The following is a 22,467-nucleotide window of genomic DNA, read 5'->3' on the forward strand; positions in this document are numbered from 1 at the left end:
TGTGGAATATTGAATTTTTAAGATGTAAATCATAACGGTTACATTTCTTTTGACTTTAGTGTCAGCATTTTCTTAAAAAAAGTCATAAACACGTATAAAAATTCAGTTAAAGTACTATGCAACAAGTTGCAAAGCCAATAAATATAGAAGGAATACCATGACTAGCTATGCAAATATCTTAAAACCATTACATTTGGGTTTTACGACCATTAAAAACCGTGTTGTGATGGGTTCAATGCACTCTGGTTTAGAAGACCGTTTTTTTAACTATCCTAAACTTGCAGCTTATTTTGGTGAGCGTGCAAAAGGGGGCGTAGGTCTTATTATTACTGGTGGTATTTCTCCAAACCGTCAAGGTTGGTTATTGCCAGCGGGTGGTACGATGAATAGTTTGGTGGATATTCCTCATCACCGTCTTGTTACTCACGCTGTGCATAAGCATGGTTCAAAAATTCTTATGCAGATTTTGCATTCTGGTCGTTATGGATATCATCCATTTTCAGTTTCTTCTTCGCCAATTCAAGCACCAATTAACCCATTTAAACCACGTCAAATGTCAGATTCACAAATTCTGGCTACAATTGATGACTATGCACGCTGTGCAAGCTTAGCTAAAAAAGCAGGGTATGACGGTGTTGAAATCATGGGTTCAGAGGGATATTTAATCAACCAATTCCTTAGCAGCCACGTGAACAAGCGCACCGATCGCTGGGGTGGTGATATTGAAAACCGTATGCGTTTTCCTGTGGAAATTGTAAAAGCAATCCGTGCCAAAGTGGGTGAGAAGTTCATTATCTGCTTCCGTTTATCCATGCTGGATCTCGTGCATGACGGAAATACAATGCAGGAAGTGATCGTTGTAGCAAAGGCACTTGAAAAAGCAGGCGTGACTTTATTAAACACAGGGATTGGCTGGCATGAAGCACGTATCCCAACGATTGTCACTTCTGTGCCTCGTGCTGCATTTGTAGACTATACGGCTCATGTTAAACAGCATGTTTCTGTTCCAATCATTGCTTCAAACCGTATTAATATGCCTGATGTTGCCGAAGAAATTATTGCTTCAGGTAAAGCAGATATGGTGCAAATGGCAAGACCATTTTTAGCTGATCCATACTGGGTAAATAAAACCGCAACCAATCGTGTAGATGAGATTAATACCTGTATCGCGTGTAACCAAGCATGTTTAGATCATGCGTTTAAAAATCAACGTGTGAGTTGTTTAGTTAACCCACAAGCGTGTTATGAAACTGAATTGGTTTATATTAAAACTAAAAAACCAAAACGTATAGCTGTTGTAGGTGGTGGTGTTGCTGGAATGTCAGCGGCTACAGTTGCTGCAAGTCGTGGTCATGCAGTGACACTGTTTGAAGCAAGTGATGACGTTGGTGGTCAATTTAACTTAGCGAAAGTTGTTCCTGGGAAAGAAGAATTCCATGAGACTATTCGTTACTTTAAAGTTCAACTTAAACAAACTGGGGTTGATTTACGTTTGAACACTCGTGTAAATCGTGAGCAACTCGAACGTGAAGGTTTCGATGAAGTTATCGTGGCAACAGGTGTTGTTCCTCGTGCTTTAAAAATTCAGGGTAGTACTGCTCCACAAGTTTTATCTTATGCTGAAGTTTTAAGAGGCGCTGAAGTTGGGCATAAAGTCGCAGTTATCGGCGCGGGTGGTATTGGTTTCGACGTGTCTGAATTTTTGTTAAAACCGCCGCATCAGCCTCAACCACAACCTTTAGCTGAATGGCAGCGTGAATGGGGTGTTGATCCAAATCCAGACTATATTTCTGAAGGTGGAACGCAACGTCCAGAAGTGGAAATGCCAGTTCGCCAAATTTATTTATTACAACGTAAAACGACACCTCTTGGTATTGGTTTAGGTAAAACATCTGGTTGGGTTCATCGAGCACAACTCAAAAAACATGCAGTACGTATGTTAAGAGGCGTTCAATATAAATCTGTGACTGATGAAGGCTTGTGGATCGAGCACAATGGTCATGATCAGTTATTGCGTGTTGATACGATCGTGGTATGTGCTGGTCAAGAATCTGTAAAAGATTTGATGCCAAAAGAAGGTGAGAATACCTTTGCCAATTATCATATTATTGGTGGCGCAAAGCTTGCTGCTGAGCTTGATGCAAAACGTGCGATTCGTGAAGGTGCTGAATTAGCAGCAAAACTTTGATAATTGATGAAACATTATGCATTTGAATACATTGCAGTTAAATTTTTCTTGAATAAAAGAATCAAGCTTTGTATTCTTACGCACATGGAAGCGTGGCAGAGCGGTTTAATGCACCGGTCTTGAAAACCGACGAGGGTGTGAGTCCTCCGTGAGTTCGAATCTCACCGCTTCCGCCAAATATCGAAAAAAGCCCTTGTTTTTACAAGGGCTTTTTTTTATCAAATCAGATGGTGAATATATTTAGCTTTATTAACTTTAAATGCTACTCAAGTCGTAAGTTCATTTATCTTAAATGCTTAGCTAATTTCCTATATTCATGGTAAAAATATAATAAATAAGTAGTCAGTTAACGGATATTAACTGGCACATAACTTGCCTATCTGAAGATAGGTAACTAGCTAGGTGACAAGGATATGACATCACTAAGCCAACAAGTTGATTTGAATCATCACTCTCGTGAGGCTGATTTCGCACAGAATTTAATGTCTATGATATGTGGTGAACACCGTTTAGACACAATCCACAAAGATAAACTTGATTTTCACTATGACGGTATGCGTTTACCGAATAAAAAAATGGCAATTGGTACTATTAGCTATGGTGCTAATGTTGCAATCAATATTTCAAACTTAAAAGCATATAGCATTAGTTTGCCCATTCACGGTCAGCAATCTTTAAATATACGTGGAGCGCACTATTGCTCAAATGCGAATAAAGGACTGATTGTTTCAAATAATGACTATCAGGATTTGATGATTGATAAAGATTGTAAAAAGCTACAAGTCGTTATTCCTGAACGTAGTATGCAAATTGTATTATCAGACTTACTCAATACATCAATAGAAAGTCCTATTATTTTTAATCCTGAGATGGATCTAGAAGCTGAGCAGTTGGTTGATGTTTGGTGGAAAAACATTCAAAATTTTTTGCAACTTAAATCACAATATATGAGCTTTTATGGGTTGCAAATGTTGTCTGAAGACTATGAGAATTTCATCATAAAAGGACTATTATTGTCCCAAGAAAATAATTATTCCGACGCACTAAGAAATTTATCTAATCAGTTTGTACCGAATTACATTCGTAAAGTAAGGGATTACATTATCGCACATGCCCATGAAGAGATTTGTGCAGATGATTTACATCGTATGGCAGGTGTTTCTAAGTCAAAACTTTATGAGGAATTCCAGCATTTTTACAATACGAGCCCAATAGCATTCTTAAAAAAATACCGATTACAGCAGATTTACAAAATATTAAGCACCTCAGCATCTAAGAAAAAGATTTCAATTTCAAGATTGGCTTATGAATGGGGGTTCAATCACCTGAGTCGATTTTCGCAAGAGTACAAGGATGAGTTTGGTGAGAAGCCAAGCGAGACAAAAAGTAAATCGCTTTAATTCAAATGATATAAAAAAAGCCGATTTAGATAAATTTCTAAATCGGCTTTTTATGGTCAAATGACTAAGCCACTTCTTCGATTTTTAATACTTGCGCTACGTTTTTCTTCTCTTTTAAAACTTTAAAGCTCAATGCCATAAATGAAATGAATGTTGGTAAGGCTAGAATGTAGAATAAACCACTTAATCCAAGGTCAAAGGTAAAAATTAGTGATCCAAAGAAAGCACCTAAGATTGCACCGACTCGACCTATACCATGCATCCAAGATACACCAACCGCACGGCATGTTGATGGATATGTAATTGCTGCTAAAGGTAACAAAGACGATTGTGCACCCGCAAGTAGTGCTCCAATTAAGAAAATAGCCATACCTAACATAACCATATTAGAGCTTACAAAACCTGCTACAAGGAATAAGCAGAATGCAATGAGGTAAGAGTACTTAATTACGACCGTTGGATTGACCTTATCCATATACCATCCCATGATGGTGGCGCCAATCACACCGCCGAATGGAAAGATTGCTGCGATTAAGCTAAATTGTTGTGTACTGAATCCAGCCGTTTTCAGAATTGTTGGCATCCAACTGGTTAATAGATAAAACACCAATAAACTCATGAAGCAGCATAACCAGAGCATGCTTGAACTCCAAAGATATTTACCAAGTACTTGTTTAACTGGGCTTTCATTTGATTGTGTTTCGGCTTGAGCAAGCTCTAATGAAACAGTTTCATTAAAAGGAAAACCTTGTATTTTCTCCAATATATGTTGTGCTTCTGTGTGGCGATTGCTTTTAATTAAATATTGGGTTGATTCTGGAAGTTTTAAAATAAGAGCAACAACAAGGAGTAAGGGGATAGAACCACCAATGATGATCACTTTGGCCCAGCCTAAACTTTCTAGTAAGTAAGCGGAGAGTAGACCACCACAAGAGATGCCCAACATAAACCCGCAACCAGCCAATCCAGTCAGAAAGGCCTTACGCTTTGCAGGCATATATTCAGACACTATAGTACTAATATTCGGCATGGCTGCACCTAATCCAATACCCGTAATCAATCTATAAATCATTAGGTCTTGAGTCGAGTTTGCAAATCCACAAAGCACAGTGAAAACAGCAAAAAGTAATGTTGTAATGATGATTACTTTCTTGCGACCAAATTTATCTGCGAGAGGACCTGAAAGAATTGCTCCAATTGACATACCGACTAGTGCTGCACTTAAAACAGGTGCCAATTGTGGTTTTGTAATGCCCCAGTCATCTAAAAGAGCTGGTGCAATAAAACCGATAATGCCTGTATCTAGTCCATCACAGAAAAAAACCAAGAATCCGAGTGTAAAGACAAGCCATTGCAGTGGTGAGAGTTTTTCTTGATCAATCACCGAGTTTACATTAATTGTTTTCATTTCTATTCCTTTAAAAATGATTAGAATTTTTTACTATAATTAACAAACAAACGACTTTCAGTGAAATCATTTCCATGTTTAACGTCGTAATCTATAAGGATATATTGCAGACTTAGCCCTTTGATGAATGGCTGTTGGAAGGCATAGTTGAGGATGAAGTTGGTTTCTGATTCATGATTTTCTAAACCATCATTAGTCTTGAAATTATCTCCATAGACATATTTGAGCGTTGTGTTGAGACCAGGAACATAGTCTTTAAAATCATAGCCATAAATTAGATGATACGATTGCTCATCTTTTTTAACAAAACCTGTGGCGTTCCAGTTAATAAAATAATATTCAGGTAAAAATCCATCTAATAGTGGATACCCTGTATCACCAACCAACTGTTGATACCCTAAACCAAAACTATGATTACTAATTTTTAAGGTTTCTAATAACGCGATATTTTGAGAATCAATTTTGAATTGGTTGCCATTATCTTGGTCATTAAAATATTTAAGTTTGGAGTTTAATGAAAAATGATTTGAGGTCCATGTATGTTCTATGCCGAGATAATGTTTATTAAATAAGTCTTCCAAATGACCAAAGTAGTATTCTGTCTTGAGATTTGGGCTGATCTGATAACGTAAGTCTATGTAATTTAAGCCATCTGAATATCCTGTAACACCTTTCGATGTAAAGGAAAATTTACGAAAGTCTTCTTCATTACGTGGAGAGACTTTGTTGACACGTCCAAGCTCAATTTGCACTTTATCATTTATTTTAGTCCGCAAATTTGTACCCCAATAAGAGGTCAGTAATTGTCGGCTACCGTCGACGACTGTGAATGGAAGATCTAACCAAAGTTCACCAAGATTTAATAATGTATCTTGATAACCAAGCTTTAAGGTAGCGCCGTATTTTAAATAATCAGAAGCCTGTGATTGATTAGCTTTATCAAAAGGTAAAACAGCATCAGCAACATGCTTATCTGAGCTTAGTCGTACTGCATATTGTGTAGATGCATTGGCACCGATTTTTATGGGTTCACCTGCGATTAAGAGCGGTGTATCCTGCATTTTAGAAGTATAAAAAAGGGATGCTGCTTGAGACCAACTACCTACATCTTTTAAGTGATCAGATTTGAAATCACGATCAATATATGCATTTTTTAGAGTGAATTTCCATTCTTCTTCAGCGGAATGAGTATATGTGGATATAGTGATACAACTTAGCAGACTAAGTAGCATCATAGGTGTGTGTGATCCTGCTTTTGACTCTGGTCTATCCATTCTTGAATACCTTCCTTTGGGAAATTTATTGTTCCTTCATGTACCTAATTGCTTAGAAAACAATTAGGTACATAATCAAGATTGAACCTTTTCTAGCAGCGCTTCACTATCCAGAATTTCCTGAAATTCATCCATATTTTCCAAAAGCGATGACTGGTCATTTTGACTTTTATGCATATAAAAAAAGTTAATATTCCTCCCATTTAGTAGCAATGTATTCGTTCTGGAGTTTTACGTTTTAGATCTCCAATTTTTAGACATAAAAAAGCCAAGCAAAAGCTTGGCTAAGTTGTAGAGTTTAATTTTTATTGAATAAATTGTTGAACTGATTGATTAAACTCAACAGGTGCTTCAACGTTTGAAATATGCGAAGCATTAATTTCAACCAACTGAGCCTTTGGTATGTGTTGCAACATCCATTCAGCATCTGTAACAGTGGTCACTGGATCATGAATTCCTGCAATAATTAAAACAGGTATCGTGATTTGTTTTAGTTCATCACGAAGATCCGCTTTAGCCAAAGCCTCACAACAATTGGCATAGCCCAGTGCACTGCCAGCACTTAAGTCGTTACATAGGTGGCTGACAACTGAAGGATGACTTTGGATAAAGGGATCGGTAAACCAACGAGATGTTGCGGTTGAAGCAATTGGTTCTAAACCTTGCTTTCGTACCAGTTCGGCACGATCTTGCCATGCTTGTTCCTGTCCAATCTTCGCTGCTGTATTGGCAATAATCACATGACTAAAACGCGATGGATAATGAATCGCTAACCATTGTCCAGTTAGACCGCCCATTGAAATTCCACAAAAGGCGGCTTTTTCAATCTTCAAATGATCTAGTAAAGCAATCACATCTTCACCTAACTGCTGTAAAGTGTAAGGACCAGTTGGAGTAGAAGATGAACCATGACCACGAGTGTCATAACAAATCACAAAAAAGCGATCTTTAAAAAAATTAAACTGCTGTTGCCACATCCCAAAATTCGTACCTAGGGAATTGGAGAACACCAGAGCAGGGGCATTTGCATCACCAAAGGTCTGATAATGAATCATGACATCTGCGGATTGAAATATCGGCATTACTGTTCTCCTGTATCTAGATCAACACGCTGAATAATTAAAGCAATCCCTTGACCCACACCGATACACATCGAACACAAAGCATATTGTCCCTTGATCTGTTCAAGTTGGTTCAGCGCTGTGGTCACTAATCTCGCACCCGATGCACCCAGTGGATGACCTAAAGCGATTGCTCCACCATTCGGATTGATACGCGCATCATCATCTGCCAAACCTAAATCACGAGTCACCGCTAGAGCTTGAGCTGCAAAGGCTTCGTTTAACTCAATCACATCCATTTGTTCTAAGGTCAGATTGGCTTGTTTCAGTAACTTTTTGATTGCAGGCGCAGGGGCAAAACCCATAATGCGGGGTTCAACACCCACTGTCGTGGCTGCGATGATTTTGGCACGTGGTTTAAGTTGATATTGAGCAACCGCATCATCTGAGGCAATCAATAGTGCTGCTGCACCATCGTTAATACCTGAAGCGTTACCCGCAGTCACTGTGCCGTCTGCTTTCACCACACCTTTGAGTTTCGTCAATGCTTCAATGGTGGTGGATGCACGTGGGTGTTCATCGGTATCGATAACGACTGCATCACCTTTACGTTGTGGGATCGTGACTGGAATGATTTCGTGTTTAAAAAAGCCTTTGGCTTGTGCTGCTGCAGTCCGTTGTTGGCTGTTTAGGGCAAACTGGTCTTGATCAATACGATTAATCTTAAATTGCTCTGCCACGTTTTCCGCAGTTTGTGGCATGGTGTCTACACCGTACATTTCTTTGAGCTTTGGATTGATAAAACGCCATCCCATAGTGGTGTCTTCGATTTTTTGGCTACGACCAAAAGCACTGTCCGATTTACCCATTACATAGGGTGCACGGCTCATGCTCTCGACACCACCCGCAATAATGAGATTTGCTTCACCTGCTTTAATCGCACGTGCAGCCATGGCAATCGCATCTAAAGATGAACCACATAAACGGTTCACTGTGGTTGCAGGGACTTGATAAGGCAAGCCAGCCAATAATGCGGACATACGCCCCACATTACGGTTATCTTCACCCGCTTGATTGGCACAGCCGTAAATCACATCATCCACCTGTTTCCAATCGACCGTTGGATTACGTTGCATTAAGGCTTGAATCGGAACTGCACCAAGGTCATCTGCACGTACAGGGGCTAAACCACCTGCATAACGACCAAAGGGGGTACGAATCGCATCAATGATGTATGCATTTTTCATAGTCTTACACTTCCATATTTCAATCTGTTGGGACCACTGCCACAAATTACGGGTTCAGTCATACTTCCTTTGCGTAGGCAATGCCTCACTTTTGACAGGGCAAAAGTGACAAAACCCATTGTTGAACAGAGGAGACTTCCTTGCCTCCCTGTCCAACGGGCGACATCCATGTCGCCTGTCACGATAGTTAACTACGGGAAAAAATCTAAATATAAGTGAGTAAAAAACTGCATTTAAATCATTCCAATCAGTATTTCGCTGTGGCGACATGGATGTCGCCTCGTTACTCAGCACAACACGGATGTTGTGTCTGAGTAACAAAGGATTTTTGTTACTTTTTATCCTTAAAAAGTAAGATGCCGCCTATACAAAAAGCTTTTGCTTTAACCCGTAATTATTGGCTGGTAAACATTAACCCTGTGTCGCATCAATCAATTTAGCACCCGTCAAAGCCTGCAGCTCTTCAAAGCTTAGACCATCCACTTTCTCAATCACTTTTAAACCTTCTGTGGTCACATCAATCACACACAGATCGGTATAAATACGATCAACACATTTCAGACCCGTTGCAGGATAAGACAGTGTTTCAACAATTTTAGGTTCACCTTGTTTGGTGATATGATCGGTGGTGATAAACACTTTCTTTGCACCTACAGCCAAATCCATTGCACCACCCACAGCAGGAATCGCATCGGCTGCACCTGTATGCCAATTGGCAAGATCACCGTTGGCTGCGACTTGGAATGCACCCAGTACCGCGATATCCAAATGACCCCCACGCATCATGGCAAAGGAATCCCCATGATGGAAAAAGCATCCCCCTGTAAGCATGGTCACATATTCTTTGCCTGCATTAATCAGTTCAGGGTCTTCTTCGCCTTTGGCTGGTGGTGGGCCAAATGCCAATAAACCATTTTCAGAATGCAGAAAGACATCTTTATCGGCAGGTAAGTAATTTGAAATCTTGGTCGGTAAGCCAATACCTAAATTGACATAGGCACCATCAGGAATATCTTGTGCAACACGTTCTGCAATTTGATCACGGCTGAGTTTTTGATAGCTCATTGTTATTCTCCTTATTGTGCAGCGACAGGTGATGTTGCTTTAACAGCAACCACATGCTGAACAAAAATCCCTGGGGTAATAATGTGTTCAGGATCAAGCTGACCGAGTTCTACTACTTCAGAAACTTGAGCGATGGTGACATCTGCCGCCATGGCCATGATCGGTCCAAAGTTACGTGCCGACTTATTAAAAACTAAATTGCCCCAACGATCGCCTTTGTGAGCTTTGATTAAGGCAAAGTCAGCTTTGATTGGATATTCAAGAACGTAGTCTTTGCCATCGATATGACGGGTTTCTTTACCTTCTGCCAATAATGTTCCGAAGCCAGTCGGTGTAAACACAGCTCCCAAGCCCATCCCAGCAGCTTGGATACGGCAAGCGAGATTACCTTGTGGGACGAGTTCTAACTCGATCTTGCCTGCATGGTAGAGTTCATCGAACACCCATGAATCAGACTGACGTGGGAAAGAGCAGATGATTTTACGGACTGCACCTGTTTTTAGGAGTTTGGCAAGACCATAATCGCCATTGCCTGCATTGTTATTGACGATGACAAGGTCTTTAACCCCGAGTTCAATCAGAGCATCGATGAGTTCAGCAGGTTGTCCTGCGGTTCCAAAACCACCAATCATGATGGTTGAGCCATCTTGGATTTGGGAGAGTGCTTCAACTAGTGAAGCTTGTGATTTGTCGATCATACAATAATCCTTTTGATGCGAAACAAAACAACGTTTCTATCCTCAATCATCTAGAAGTTTTATGGGCAGATATATAAATGATTAAGGATAAAAATAAGTGCTTGCAGAGTTTGGATAGTTGAGGTGAACCAAGAAATATCTTGGTTCACCAATTACGTTGAATGCTTAAGCACATGCACGACGACGATCAACTTCAGTAGAAGGCGCAGAAGCCGCTTCTTTAACTAATTCGATGTTGAAAGTGATGTGTTTGAATGGTTTATCTAAACCACGACGTTGAATTTCAGCCTCATCAGTGACATCGACAGCAGTCGCTACAAGACCATCACGTGTTGCAAAAGCAAAGTCATCCCACAGGTACTTGTCGCCTTCGATATTGAACTGTGTCGTTAACTTACGGAAACCCGGTGCAGAAACAAAATAATGAACATGCGAAGGGCGGTTACCATGACGACCTAACTTATTCAGAACAAACTGAGTCGTTCCTTCAGGTGGGCAACCATAACCTACAGGCATGGTGGTCAAAGCCACATATTTACCGTTCACATCAGAAAGAATGGTGCGACGTAAATTGAAATCAGATTGAGACTTATCAAAGAAAGAATAGTTCCCCAAACTATTCGCATGCCACATTTCAACTTTGGCACCTTCGATGATATTGCCGTCTGTATCCGTCACTGTACCTTCGATAATTAAAGTATCGATTTTGTCTGATTCAGAACCATCATCCATACGGGCGAAACCTACAGACTCAGGTGCACCCGCAACATACAGTGGACCTTCAATCGTACGTGGCGTACCACCAGAAACACCTGCTTTGGCATCGGCTTCATCAGCACGCAAATCTAAATAATGCTCTAGACCTAAGCCCGCAGCGAGTAAGCCCAATTCATTGGCTTGACCTGCATCTGTAAAATACTCTAGACCTTTCCATACTTCTGAAGCTTGGATATCCAAATCCTCAATTGCTTGGAATAAATCTCCCAATAAACGTACCACGATGCTTTGAACACGTTGATCGACTGCACCTGTAGCAGTATCAACATTCATTTTTTTCACTAATGCATCAATATCCTGACGATTCATATGATTTCTCCTTAACTATGCATCTCGCGTAGGTGGTGGGGAAACGGAGAGTCATTCAATCCGTTATGCTGTACCACTGTCCTTATCTCTACGACACTCTGAGCATGTGATGACGCTGTCGAGTGACGATGGGGTGTTGTGAATTAACGATCATCCTCACGGATCGAAGAGGGATGACGATTCAATGCCATCACTTCAATGTCCATGTAGGGGTACAAGGGCAAGCCCTGTAAAATGTTGTGTAGCTCTTCGTTGCTTTCGACATCAAAAATACTGATGTTTGAATACTGTCCTGTAATCCGCCAAATATGACGCCACTTACCTTGACGCTGTAAATCTTGCGAATAAGCTTTCTCAACTGCTTTAATCTGATTGGCTTGTTCAGCAGGCATCTCCACAGGAAGATGCACATCCATACGAACCTGAAATAACATGCGCTTTCTCCCTTAAACCTTACGACGCAACTGCTCGATTTTGTCTTCATCAATATCGATGCCTAGACCTGTAGTATTTGGCACCACCAATTCAAAATTTTCATAACGCAATGGTGTTTTTAAAATGTCTTGAGTCAGTAAGAGAGGACCAAATAACTCTGTACCAAAGGCAAGGCTGTCAAAAGTACTAAAGGCATGCGCCGAAGCGATGCTGCCGATCGGACCTTCCAACATAGTGCCGCCATACAGATCAATTCCCGCCAACTTAGCGATTTTGGCCACTTCACAAGCCTCAATCAGACCACCTGATTGCTCAACTTTCACAGCAAAAACATCTGCCGCATGCTGTTTCGCTAAACGATAAGCACTGTCAGGACCTGTCAAAGCTTCATCTGCCATGATGGCCACATCAAAACGCTGCGTGAGGCGAGCCAACACTTGAGTTTGTTCAATCGCACAAGGCTGTTCGATTAAATCAATGCCGCCATCCTGCAACTGTTGAATGCCTTGAATACATTCCAATTCTGACCAAGCACGATTTACATCAACACGAATACTGATTTCAGGTCCTAAAGCTTTTTTGATGGCAATCACATGATCAACATCGTGTTGCACAGGATTGGAACCGATTTTTAACTTGAAAATATTGTGGCGTTTGAGCTCAATCATTTTCTTTGCTTCAGCGATGTCTTTTTCAGTATCACCCGAAGCCAAAGTCCAAAGCACAGGGAGACGATCACGTAGACGACCACCCAATACTTCGCTCAGTGGCAAATTGAGTTGTTTAGCTTGAATATCCAAGAGCGCAGTTTGAATGGCACATTTTGCAAAGCGATTGCCATTGATAGTTTTACGAATTAATTTGAGTGTTTGAGCCACATTTATCGAAGATTTGATCGACAATAAGAGTGGGGCAAAATAAGTATCGATATTTGCTTTGACACTTTCAGGGCTTTCTTCACCATAATTAAGTCCGCCAATCGTGGTCGCTTCACCCCAACCCACAAGACCATCCGTTGTTGTGATTTTGACCAATACCAAGGTTTGGGTTTGCATGGTCGTCACAGATAGCTTATGTGGACGTATCGTTGGGATATCGACTAATATGGTTTCGATTGTTTTGTACATAGCTTTAATCCAGTTTTCAGAAGTTACTTAAGTTCAAGTACGTGAGGTATTGCTCTGTAAGAACTTCTCACTGTAGATGCGATAATTCTGAATAGGCTGCTGATCAAGCCATGTTTTTACTGCTTCAATCATTGGTGGTGGTCCACACAAGTACATATCAAAAGCTTGTTCAGCCAATTGATCCTTGTCTAAATGTTCGTGGATATAACCCGCTTTACCTTGCCAATTTTCAGACGCTTTCGTAACAATCGGGTGATAACTAAAATTTGTAAGTTTTTCGGAATAAGCTTGAAGACGAGATTGCTCACATAGGTCACGCTCAGAATTCACTCCGTAATAAAGATGTACAGCAGGCGCATCGGGTTGTTCTACAAGGTTGTCTAACATTCCCAAGAAAGCAGATAAACCTGTACCACCAGCAACAAATACCAAAGGACGTTCAACTTCGCGTAGATAAAAGCTACCTAAAGGAGCTTCAATAAATAAGCTTTGTCCAACTTGACAGCGATCACGTAAGTAATTGCTCATCACACCATCTGGTAATAAACGAATGAGAAACTGTAATTGATTGGTTTTATTGGGTCTGTTTGCAAATGAATACGATCGCCAGTCCTCAGTTTCTGGAATTTGCAGACGTGCATATTGACCTGGAAGAAATTGCAGTTGTTCTTTATGACCACTAGCATCAAGGTGCAAAATCGCAGTCGTTTCAGACACTAACTCGACCCCAGTCACTGTGGTTTCGATTTTTAAGGTTTCCCCAGCATTACAAATACTTGAGTCATGATCAAAATAGAAAGCCGCATTTGATTTGACGCGTGTTTGGCATGCAAGCATTTTACGATCCGCTAAATCTCTTTCACTAAGTGCGTCTTCATCGACATAGTCTTGTTCGTAAACACCTGTTTCACATTGTCCCTGACATGTGCCACAAACGCCTTCTCGACAATCGAGAGGGAGATGAATTCCTTGACGAACAGCAGCATCAAGTAGTAATTCATCATTATTTACTGAGATAAAAAAAGTTTTGCCATCAGCGAAATTAAGTGCAACAGAATGTCCCATTTTTATTTCTCCCCTAAACGTGATAGAAATCTAAAACGGAATCAATTTTGTCATTCAGTAGTAGACTGTGCTGACGACGAATACGGAATCCATTTTCGACCGATCTTAAAAGATAGGTACTGCGACCATAAAAACGCCCTTCTAAACCTTGACGGTTATATAAGGTATTCCAGCCAACTTTTGCTTCAATTAATCCATTTTCTAGGACAGAGACTTGGACATTATTAATATTGTGCAATGTACGTGGTAAAGGTGTAGCTGAAGCTGCTTTACCAGTACGAATGCGGAATACGCGGTCTTCTAAGCCTGAACGGTCTGCATAATAGATATAAGACAGTCCTTGATTTGGATCTTGAACATAACTATGGTCATCAATCCATTGTGGAATATGATATTCACTATCTTCATCATAAAGTTCGAGATAGGCATCCCAATCTTGAGCATCGCAAAGCTCTGCTTTTTTATATAAAAATTGAGAAACTGCAAAATGTAAGTCTTGAGACATGATTACACCTCATCCATGACGGCATTGTTTTCAAAAGTGATGTCCTGCATTTTTAAGGCTTGCTTATTTAAGCCTTTCAACATTAATTGTTGCCAATGTCCATGTTGATTGACGTATAAGCCTTCATGAGTAAATTCACGTCCAGTAATAACAGGGTGGATACCTAAATCTTGAGCATTTTTAGTTGTGCCGTATTCCCAAGCTTGGCAGCCACGTGAGATATCACTCCAACGCTCTAGACGAGCTTGAAAGCCTTTTTGCTGCTCACGGAATTCCACCAAATCATCTGGTGTTCCTAAACCAGAGACATTAAAGAAATCTTCGAATTGGCGAATACGATTACGACGAGCTTCTTCGGACTCACCTTTAACGCCAATACATTGACTAATCACTTCGGTTTTATTCCAAGCGACTGGACGTACAATACGAAGCTGTGAGCTGATCTGGTCCATAAAGAACAGACTAGGGTAGAGGTTTAAATTTCTTAAACGATGCATTGCCCATTCAGCGTATTTCTCACCATATTTTTCAACCATATAAGGCATGACAGTGCTGTAGCCTGGGCGGACTGTTGGATTTGGCATATCACTGAATAATACACTGTGTCCATTTTTAAAGCTGAACCAGCCATCATCAGTCTCTGAGTCACCCGCACCTAATTTGCTGTAGTCTAAAGTATCAAGCTCACCACCTTTGGCAGCATTTACTTGTTGGCGGTGTTGTACAGTAGAAACATAGTTGTAGTGAACGGTGCTGACATGATAACCATCAAGTCCATTTTCATTTTGTAGTTTCCAGTTGCCTGCAAAGGTATAAGAAGATTTACCTTGAAGAACTTCTAATTCACCTGTTGGGGACTGATCAACCATCAAATCAAGGAAGAGTTTTGCATCACCTAAGAAGTCTTCTAGAGTATCAGTAGCTTGAGTATCAAGGCTGACAAATACAAAACCACGATAACTTGCAATACGTCCTTGTTTTAAGCCACGAGAAGATTTATCAAAATCTTCGCAATATTCACCTGGTGCTTTGACCTTGACTAAACGACCATCAGACTTATAACACCATGCGTGAAATGGGCATGTGAATGTTGATTGATTGCCTTTTGCTACACGTGTTAAAGTCGCCCCACGATGCTCACACGCATTGACCATCGCATGTAACTCACCTTTACCATCACGGCTGACAATGATAGGTTGACGACCAATTTGTACTGTTACAAAGTCATGATTATTTGGGATTTCACTTTCATGACATGCATAAATCCAGACTTTTTCAAAGATGTATTCCATCTCAAGATCAAATAGCTCTGGTTGGGTGAACATGTCACGTGCGATACGGAATACACCATCTTTAGGACGGAAGTCGATACATCCATCAACAAAATCATTCCATTGTTTTAAGTTAGATGAGGTCATTTTCTCAACCCTCCATTCAATCCACTTTCGATGATTGAACCGCGATTAAGAAACTTGCTCTATCCACTTCTTCCAGATCTTTATCCAGTTATTCGTTCTGTATGATTTTAATAAATAATTAATGTAGTTGCTGACTCAAAAGGCATTGAGTTTTGATCAGATTCAGATGGTTGAGAATTTAAGTTTTTAAACTTCGACCGTAAAAGAATAAGGTCTTTCATTCAGATTGCTATTTATAAAAATCGCGTCAAATGACATGTTTTCTAATAATGTTTTGAGGTTGTGATGTGTTCTTATTGAGTCAGCAGAAAGTTTAATAAGCACAATCAGATTGACGGGATCTATCATAAATTCAATCGTTGTCGGTTTCGTTTTGATAAGACTCAAATCATTTTCATGTAAAAGTTTTGTGATTTGTTGAGTGAGCTGATTAATTTGTAATTCATCATCTTTTGAAGGCGATGTCATACTAAGCTCAATCAAAGTAGAGTAAAGCTCTAAATCTTTAGGATCATCAATGACATCGATCTTGTATAACCCCAATGATTCGGTTTCAGACTTCGAGATGGGTAATTGATAATCTTCCAAAAAATTTGTATCCATCGGTTTGATATTTGTTTGATACAGATTAGACACATCCTTTGCATCTTTGATGGCTTTTTTAGCTCTGTTTTGTGCATCTAATAATGGATCATATAAATTATTAGCCTCTATCATTTGTGTATCTTGAGTGAGATCAAAAAAATCGGGGACTTGATTTGCTAAATTGGTGCTGTCAGTCGAGGAGGCATCCAATCTTTTTGAATTCTGAGTCTGAAGTTGATTGACCGTTGATGAGGAAGGCGCAGAAGATATTCGCACTGTATCATTATTTGTTTTAATTGATGCCGAAACAAAAGTTACTTTCATAGTCGAAGTAATATCAGAACTATTTTCAGCATCAGGTTTTAAAAGTGCGATGAGGATCGCAACATGTGCGATGATGCTAAAGAGAAATGCGCTCTGTGAAACATTAAGTTTTTTTTGAGACCACATGACTTTTCTCCTGAGCATTCATGTTGAAATCAGAATAAATAACGTAAGGTCATTCTGAGGTTTCTTCCCTCAGTTGGATGGACATGCTTATCTAGAATACCTTCACGTTCAGTTGAGCTAGGCGAACATGCTGAATCTCCTAAATTTTGTCGAGCGCATGAAGCATAGTAGTATTCAATATCATTAATTTTTTGATCAAATACGTTGAACAATTCAAGTTGTGCTTGGAAGTTCTTATTAAATTGATAACTGCCTTGCAAGTTCACCAAAGTTGAAGAGTCTGAACGAACGGAATTATCTTCAATCAAAGGACGTGAACCAAAGTAACGTAAACGACCGCCAAAGTTTAATTGATCATTAACATGATAGGTGAATCCTGCTGCTAGTGTTTTTTCAATCGCACCCGGAATATGATTTCCTTCAGCACTGTTATTTTTAAATCTTGCTTTTGACCATGCCGCATCTAAATCGATGATCCACGCATCAGTAGGTTGATAGAACTGTGAAATTTCAATCCCTTGGCGTTTACTTGGTCGACTAGCCTCCGTTGTACCAGCATCGCCAATAAATACCAGTTCTGAATCAGAATCAAGTTGCCATAAAGCAATCGTACTCGTAAGTTCTGGAATAAAATTAGCTCTGAGTCCAATTTCAGAATTGATGGTTCTGACTAATGGTGAAACAGAATCAATTTTACTTAAATAGTTACTGTCTCTTGGGTCAACATTCAATCTTGTCGTGGTACCTCTAGCATCATTACTATGAAATCCATACGCATAATTCAGATAATATTCAATATTTTTCCAAGGTCCTAAAACGATGCTCAGTTTAGGGCTGAGAATTTGATCAGTTTCATTACCTGAATTTTCTTTACGATCTGAATTGACATCAAATGAATAAAAATCGCCACGAACTCCAAATATAGTCTTTAACCAAGGTTGCCAACTGGTTTGATTCTGCCCCCAAATACCAAAAGAGAACTCTTGAATATCATCTTGGCGAATTGTGCGGAAGCGTTGACGGTTTTCAGTTTGATAAAGCCCGATATCCGCGATGTAGTCATATCTAAAAGAGCTTCCGTATGTATTTAAAACGTCTCTATCTTGCCAAACCGTAGCCCAACCTTTTTGATACTTTGCACCGAGCGTTGTGCGTTCCTCCGCTTGTTCAAATTGATCCCCTCGTATTGGATCATTAAGAAAATAACTAAAATCAGAAAATAAGTTCAGCTTGTTATAGACGGCATATGATGAAAGTTCAGAGAATTGTTTTTCATCATGATTCTTCGAATTGTACCAGAGTGCAGTTCTTGAGGATTTTCCACCGTCGCTAGTATTTAGGCTGCCAAATCGATCAATATCCCCACTGTCAATTAAACGCTCGGGGATTTGATCAGTTGCATCCCATTTAGACTGGTAATGTTGAAAAGCAATGGACTTATTTTTACTGTGGTCTCCGCTAAAGTATTTTAGAAATACATTTTGTTTGGACAAATTCTCAGGATTTATCCATGGTCCATCGTTATTTAAATTTTCAATAGCAGCAATAATTTCACCATTCTGTAGTTGCAGATTGCCAACACCTAAAACTCTAAGTAAATCATTTTTCCCTAGTGTCATTTGTACATAGGGACGATCTAATGAATGAATACTTGAAATTTTCGCAGTACCAGCCGAAGCGAAATCACCATCATCAATTGATGTTGCACCTTTATGATATTGAATCGTTTCAATCAGCTCTGGAATCAGAAAATTTAAATCGGTATAGCCTTGTCCATGTGCATGACTAACCATATTGATAGGGATCTCATCAAATGAAGTGGCAAAGTCGGTACCATGATCTAGGTTAAATCCACGTAGGAAAAACTGATTTGCCTTACCTGTACCGCTGTGTTGCGTTACGATGACTCCTGGTATCGTTTCTAGTACTTCACCAGGTCTAGAGAGTGGGCGAGTTTGAATTTGCTCTTGAGAGATCGTACCTTGGGAAGCAGTCGTAGCAATACCAAATGGCTCATCTGTAGAAGATGAAGCTGAGAGCTTGATCGTCGGAAGACCTAGAATAAGTTCACCACCTGCATAAGTCATTTGACTCAAGTAAAAGTGGCTACTACTCATCAAAAGTAAAGAAATGATCTTTTTTTTCATTTTTTTTCACTTATATAATTTTATGGTTTAGCTTAATTTTTTTGCTGTGAAATCACTGTGAATCCTAACGATTAAGATTATTTATATAAAAAAAAATCAAAGCACAGCAACCATTTGTTTTAAACGTGGAAGATAAGTTGGATTTTGATAACCTGTGATCGTGCTCCAACGCAACAGTTTTTCAGCACTTATACGGTCTTGGCTTGCGAGTGCAAGTTCTGCATATACCTCAAAATCTTCATTTTCTCTTTGCATAGCCCAGTTTTTCGCAGCGATCTTGAGACCTTCTTGGTATTGCTTTGATACCCAAAGATATTGTGCTTGTTCTCTCAAATGGATGTGATCTTGCTCTTTTAATAAGGTTTGAACACGCAAGCTTAACTCACTCAGGTCTTTATTTGATGAGTGATCACCTAGTTTCTGTTTCGCTAAAATAATTCGATAAAGAGCACCATCATGATAACGATAGGGTTCTAAGATCTTTAATGCCGTTTGATATTGTTGTTGAGCGATATACCAATTTGCTTTGGCGAGAGTATTAGGTAGGTTATCTGTTGCAAGTAAGGGAATAGCTTGCGTCGCAAGTTGTTGATCATTAAATCGTGTGGCAACTTCAAGCAAAATATTTCCAAACCACTGTTTATCATTTTTACTAAGTCGTGAAGTCGCTTTTAAAAGCTCATCTGCTTTAGGTTTTAAATCTGAATAATTCTTGGTCATTGCCTCAACTTGGAGGATACAACCAGCTTGATACCATTTGACTTCGGAATCATTTAGTTGATTGCATAAGCTAAGCGATTGATCGAATTCACCTTGAAGTCTGTAAATATTTGCGAGCTGTAAAATAGCATCATATTGGTTTGGCTGGGATTTCAGTATTTCTTTTAGAGTTTTTTCTGCTGTACTAAAATCATGGTTAGCCTGCGCTAATCGAGTTGCCAGTAATTTATTTTCCACATCGGAAGGATTTTTACTGGTTTTCATTAAGTTTTCAGCTTGTTCCAATAAATCACCATCGCCACGAGCATATGCTTTTTCGAGTAATACGGTCACAATTTGGTTTCTCACTGTATCGTTATAATGATTATTCAAACTGCTTTGATTGTTTGTAAGTTCTGAGCTTGTATTTTTATGTTGATGTTTAGGATGTGCATGTACAGGGCCAAAGTAACTAAGTACTAAAACAGCAAGGGTAAGTTGGCGGATTAACATTTAGAAAAACTCCTAAAAAAGCCCTTAGTTAGTTAATCTAACCAAGGGCTTTCGTTTTAAAATTTAACTGCTACAGGTTCAGCTTTGTTATCTATGGTTGTTTCTGATATCGCAGTCAGAGTTTTTGGTTCAGCTTGTTCAAAGTTGCTTTGCGATTGGTTGGTCAATATCAACGTTTCTTTCAGTACAGCATCACCTTGAGATTGGTTGTTATTGTTGGGTTTAGATTTATTATCATCGCCACCACATCCGCCTAATCCAATTGCAACCATGAACAACAGCATATATTTTTTCATGGTGTTTACTCCTGATTATTTGCTTGCTGTATTAAACGGTGAGCCCGACACTGGAGTATTTAAATAAGGGAATGTTGTACCGAACTGTTGCGGTGATTGTAACGCGCCATCAGTAAAACTAATTCCGCCAGCTTTGGCATCAGTTGCTTTACAACCCACGGCAGTATTTACACCATCAATCGTACACAACAAGCCCATTGCAACTCGAAGCTCAATATCTACAACATCATCACCTGGGCGACGACCATTTGGGAAACCAGCAGTATCACCACCAATGACGCCTAAACGACTTTGTTTGTCTTTTGTTGTCGGTGCGATTGCTGTATTCAAACGTAGCATTTCAGATGCTTTCACATTTTTTGGTTGATTGAGACCAGGAATACCCAATAAGAATGCATTCACTAAGTCTGTACGTGGAAAGTTGGTTGGTGCTACAACAGCGCCGCCTGTGGCATCTTTAAACAGAACCTCAATTAAAGTTGGTAGTGCTGGATTAGTAACATAATCAGCAAATTGACCATCATTGGCTGGCTTGCTAGCATTGAATTTGTCTTTGTCTTTCAAGCCGATCACAACCTCATTGACTAACGGCATACCTAGACGTGAAACTTGAGTCCATGCACCACCAACTTTTGATGCGCTGTTCAAGTTGCTATCAGGATTTGGATTTAATAAGGTTGCTTGAGGTAAGCTCGCAGTCGTCCAACCACCAATCACAGTATCGTTTGTTGATACTAAACAAGATTGTGGAACTTCAAGAGCGATCGTTGTGACGTTTTTATCAGCAATTGTATTTAAGCCTTGATCTTCAGCATTGACACCAGAAGGTGCAAGTTGAGTGGCTGGAATTTTGATATTGACTAAGTCAAATACTTCTCCCAAGTTCACCGCAAAAGATTCTTGGCGTTGACCAACGAAAACTTTACCTGAACCACAGCTTCCGAAATTCACGTTTTGTACAAAAGTATCTGCATAAGCTTGATAGTTAGGAATAGATTTTGTTCCTACATTATCAAATGGTTTTTTGAAAGTGCCGAGCACATTACGATCACCTTTACGACGATCTCCTTTAATCATCGTCACTGTGTAGGTTTCAGCCGTATTTTGTGCTGAACTACCGTCATTGGTAATCTTGCCGATGTTAGATAATGGAACAGAAATATTTTTGCCGCCCACTGGAACTTGAAGGTCTTTTAATTCTTGGTTGAATTTGAATTGAAAGGTGATGTCTTCTTGAGCATCGCCATTATTGTCTACATGGATTTCGTATAATGCTTTTGGATCAAGAGAAAAGTAGTTCGGGCCGCCATAGGCATCTTGAAGTGGTTGATAATTGGCTAATAATGTAACGTAGTTACTGCGCCCAGATTCATAGCTTTTAAACATATAAAAATCTGTAGCATCTACTTTTGGTAGCTTAGTGATTGAGGGTGCTTCTCGGTGACTTGAAGCAAATGTGGTTGCACTAAAGCTACTTAGCAAGATTGCAATAAGTAGGCGAGAGTCCATAGAGTATCTCCTTGATCACTTTTTTGATCTTAGGTTTAAATTTTTGATAAGTTGTTATGGGTCTTATGCTTTTCCCTAATTTGAAAAGTAGTTATATGCATTAGACATTTTAGTTTTACAGATCAGCTTGTGAATTTTGTGTGATGCACTTAACATATTTTCTTATGTGATTGATTTTTATATTTTAAATAGTTTTTTAGTTTATACGTTAATAGCCTAAGTTGATGATCAAATCAGGCAGGAAAATATTGAATCTATGAAATGAGATCAGTGAATTTTAGTTTCATTGAT

Annotated in this window: 19 protein-coding genes and 1 tRNA gene; 3 read left to right on the forward strand and 17 right to left on the reverse strand. The window is 39.5% G+C overall.

Translation table 11 applies throughout. From position 1 onward, the window contains the following. Positions 1–157 precede the first annotated feature (157 nt). The 3 genes from H2677_RS06105 to H2677_RS06115 all read left to right on the forward strand — a co-directional run bounded on the left by H2677_RS06105 (position 158) and on the right by H2677_RS06115 (position 3,588). On the forward strand, positions 158–2,188 hold the full coding sequence (locus H2677_RS06105; RefSeq protein WP_212639376.1) for an NADPH-dependent 2,4-dienoyl-CoA reductase: 2,031 nt from the start codon (positions 158–160) through the stop codon (positions 2,186–2,188). Positions 2,189–2,274: 86 nt separating this feature from the next. Then, positions 2,275–2,364, forward strand: a tRNA-Ser gene (locus H2677_RS06110). A gap of 237 nt (positions 2,365–2,601) precedes the next feature. Continuing rightward, a complete protein-coding gene (locus H2677_RS06115; RefSeq protein ID WP_099948432.1) occupies positions 2,602–3,588 on the forward strand; it encodes an AraC family transcriptional regulator in 987 nt (328 codons plus the stop codon). 64 nt (positions 3,589–3,652) lie between these two features. On the opposite strand, the gene H2677_RS06120 is transcribed toward H2677_RS06115, so the two are convergent. The 17 genes from H2677_RS06120 to H2677_RS06200 all read right to left on the reverse strand — a co-directional run bounded on the left by H2677_RS06120 (position 3,653) and on the right by H2677_RS06200 (position 22,176). After that, positions 3,653–4,996: an MFS transporter gene (locus tag H2677_RS06120; protein WP_212639377.1), complete on the reverse strand. Its 1,344-nt coding sequence runs from the start codon at positions 4,994–4,996 to the stop codon at positions 3,653–3,655. Between the two features lie 20 nt (positions 4,997–5,016). Beyond that, complete coding sequence (locus H2677_RS06125; RefSeq protein WP_212639378.1) at positions 5,017–6,270, reverse strand: OprD family outer membrane porin; 1,254 nt, start codon at positions 6,268–6,270, stop codon at positions 5,017–5,019. 305 nt (positions 6,271–6,575) lie between these two features. Next, positions 6,576–7,352, reverse strand: coding sequence for a 3-oxoadipate enol-lactonase (gene pcaD / locus H2677_RS06130; RefSeq protein WP_212639379.1), 777 nt, complete (start codon positions 7,350–7,352; stop codon positions 6,576–6,578). Further along, a complete protein-coding gene (pcaF, locus tag H2677_RS06135) occupies positions 7,352–8,578 on the reverse strand; it encodes a 3-oxoadipyl-CoA thiolase (protein WP_212639380.1) in 1,227 nt (408 codons plus the stop codon). The genes pcaD and pcaF overlap by 1 nt, the downstream gene beginning before the upstream one ends. 411 nt (positions 8,579–8,989) lie before the next feature. Next, positions 8,990–9,643 (reverse strand): 3-oxoacid CoA-transferase subunit B, encoded by a 654-nt coding sequence (locus tag H2677_RS06140; protein ID WP_212639381.1) that lies wholly within the window; start codon positions 9,641–9,643, stop codon positions 8,990–8,992. A gap of 11 nt (positions 9,644–9,654) precedes the next feature. Further along, complete coding sequence (locus H2677_RS06145) at positions 9,655–10,341, reverse strand: 3-oxoacid CoA-transferase subunit A (protein ID WP_004911194.1); 687 nt, start codon at positions 10,339–10,341, stop codon at positions 9,655–9,657. 165 nt (positions 10,342–10,506) lie between these two features. Continuing rightward, entirely contained in the window at positions 10,507–11,427 is a 921-nt protein-coding gene (gene catA / locus H2677_RS06150; RefSeq protein WP_212639382.1) for a catechol 1,2-dioxygenase, read from the reverse strand. A 143-nt stretch (positions 11,428–11,570) separates the two neighbouring features. Beyond that, positions 11,571–11,861 carry a muconolactone Delta-isomerase gene (catC, locus tag H2677_RS06155; protein WP_004911173.1) on the reverse strand — a complete coding sequence of 97 codons (291 nt, stop codon included), beginning with the start codon at positions 11,859–11,861 and terminating at the stop codon, positions 11,571–11,573. Positions 11,862–11,873: 12 nt separating this feature from the next. Beyond that, positions 11,874–12,989, reverse strand: a complete 1,116-nt coding sequence (locus tag H2677_RS06160) for a muconate/chloromuconate family cycloisomerase (RefSeq protein ID WP_212639383.1) — start codon at positions 12,987–12,989, stop codon at positions 11,874–11,876. Between the two features lie 33 nt (positions 12,990–13,022). Then, entirely contained in the window at positions 13,023–14,060 is a 1,038-nt protein-coding gene (gene antC, locus H2677_RS06165; RefSeq protein WP_171478288.1) for an anthranilate 1,2-dioxygenase electron transfer component AntC, read from the reverse strand. A gap of 7 nt (positions 14,061–14,067) precedes the next feature. Continuing rightward, positions 14,068–14,559 carry an anthranilate 1,2-dioxygenase small subunit gene (antB, locus tag H2677_RS06170; protein WP_212639384.1) on the reverse strand — a complete coding sequence of 164 codons (492 nt, stop codon included), beginning with the start codon at positions 14,557–14,559 and terminating at the stop codon, positions 14,068–14,070. Positions 14,560–14,561: 2 nt separating this feature from the next. After that, a complete protein-coding gene (gene antA, locus H2677_RS06175) occupies positions 14,562–15,977 on the reverse strand; it encodes an anthranilate 1,2-dioxygenase large subunit (RefSeq protein ID WP_212639385.1) in 1,416 nt (471 codons plus the stop codon). A gap of 186 nt (positions 15,978–16,163) precedes the next feature. Next, a complete protein-coding gene (locus H2677_RS06180; protein ID WP_212639386.1) occupies positions 16,164–17,012 on the reverse strand; it encodes a hypothetical protein in 849 nt (282 codons plus the stop codon). A 29-nt stretch (positions 17,013–17,041) separates the two neighbouring features. Further along, on the reverse strand, positions 17,042–19,159 hold the full coding sequence (locus H2677_RS06185; protein WP_212639387.1) for a TonB-dependent receptor: 2,118 nt from the start codon (positions 19,157–19,159) through the stop codon (positions 17,042–17,044). A gap of 96 nt (positions 19,160–19,255) precedes the next feature. Continuing rightward, complete coding sequence (locus H2677_RS06190; RefSeq protein ID WP_212639388.1) at positions 19,256–20,371, reverse strand: tetratricopeptide repeat protein; 1,116 nt, start codon at positions 20,369–20,371, stop codon at positions 19,256–19,258. 56 nt (positions 20,372–20,427) lie between these two features. After that, a complete protein-coding gene (locus H2677_RS06195) occupies positions 20,428–20,667 on the reverse strand; it encodes a putative periplasmic lipoprotein (RefSeq protein WP_212639389.1) in 240 nt (79 codons plus the stop codon). 15 nt (positions 20,668–20,682) lie between these two features. Continuing rightward, positions 20,683–22,176: a DUF4331 domain-containing protein gene (locus H2677_RS06200; RefSeq protein WP_099948447.1), complete on the reverse strand. Its 1,494-nt coding sequence runs from the start codon at positions 22,174–22,176 to the stop codon at positions 20,683–20,685. Between the last annotated feature and the right edge of the window lie 291 nt (positions 22,177–22,467).

This window comes from Acinetobacter junii (assembly GCF_018336855.1).
GTDB classification, from domain to species: domain Bacteria; phylum Pseudomonadota; class Gammaproteobacteria; order Pseudomonadales; family Moraxellaceae; genus Acinetobacter; species Acinetobacter junii.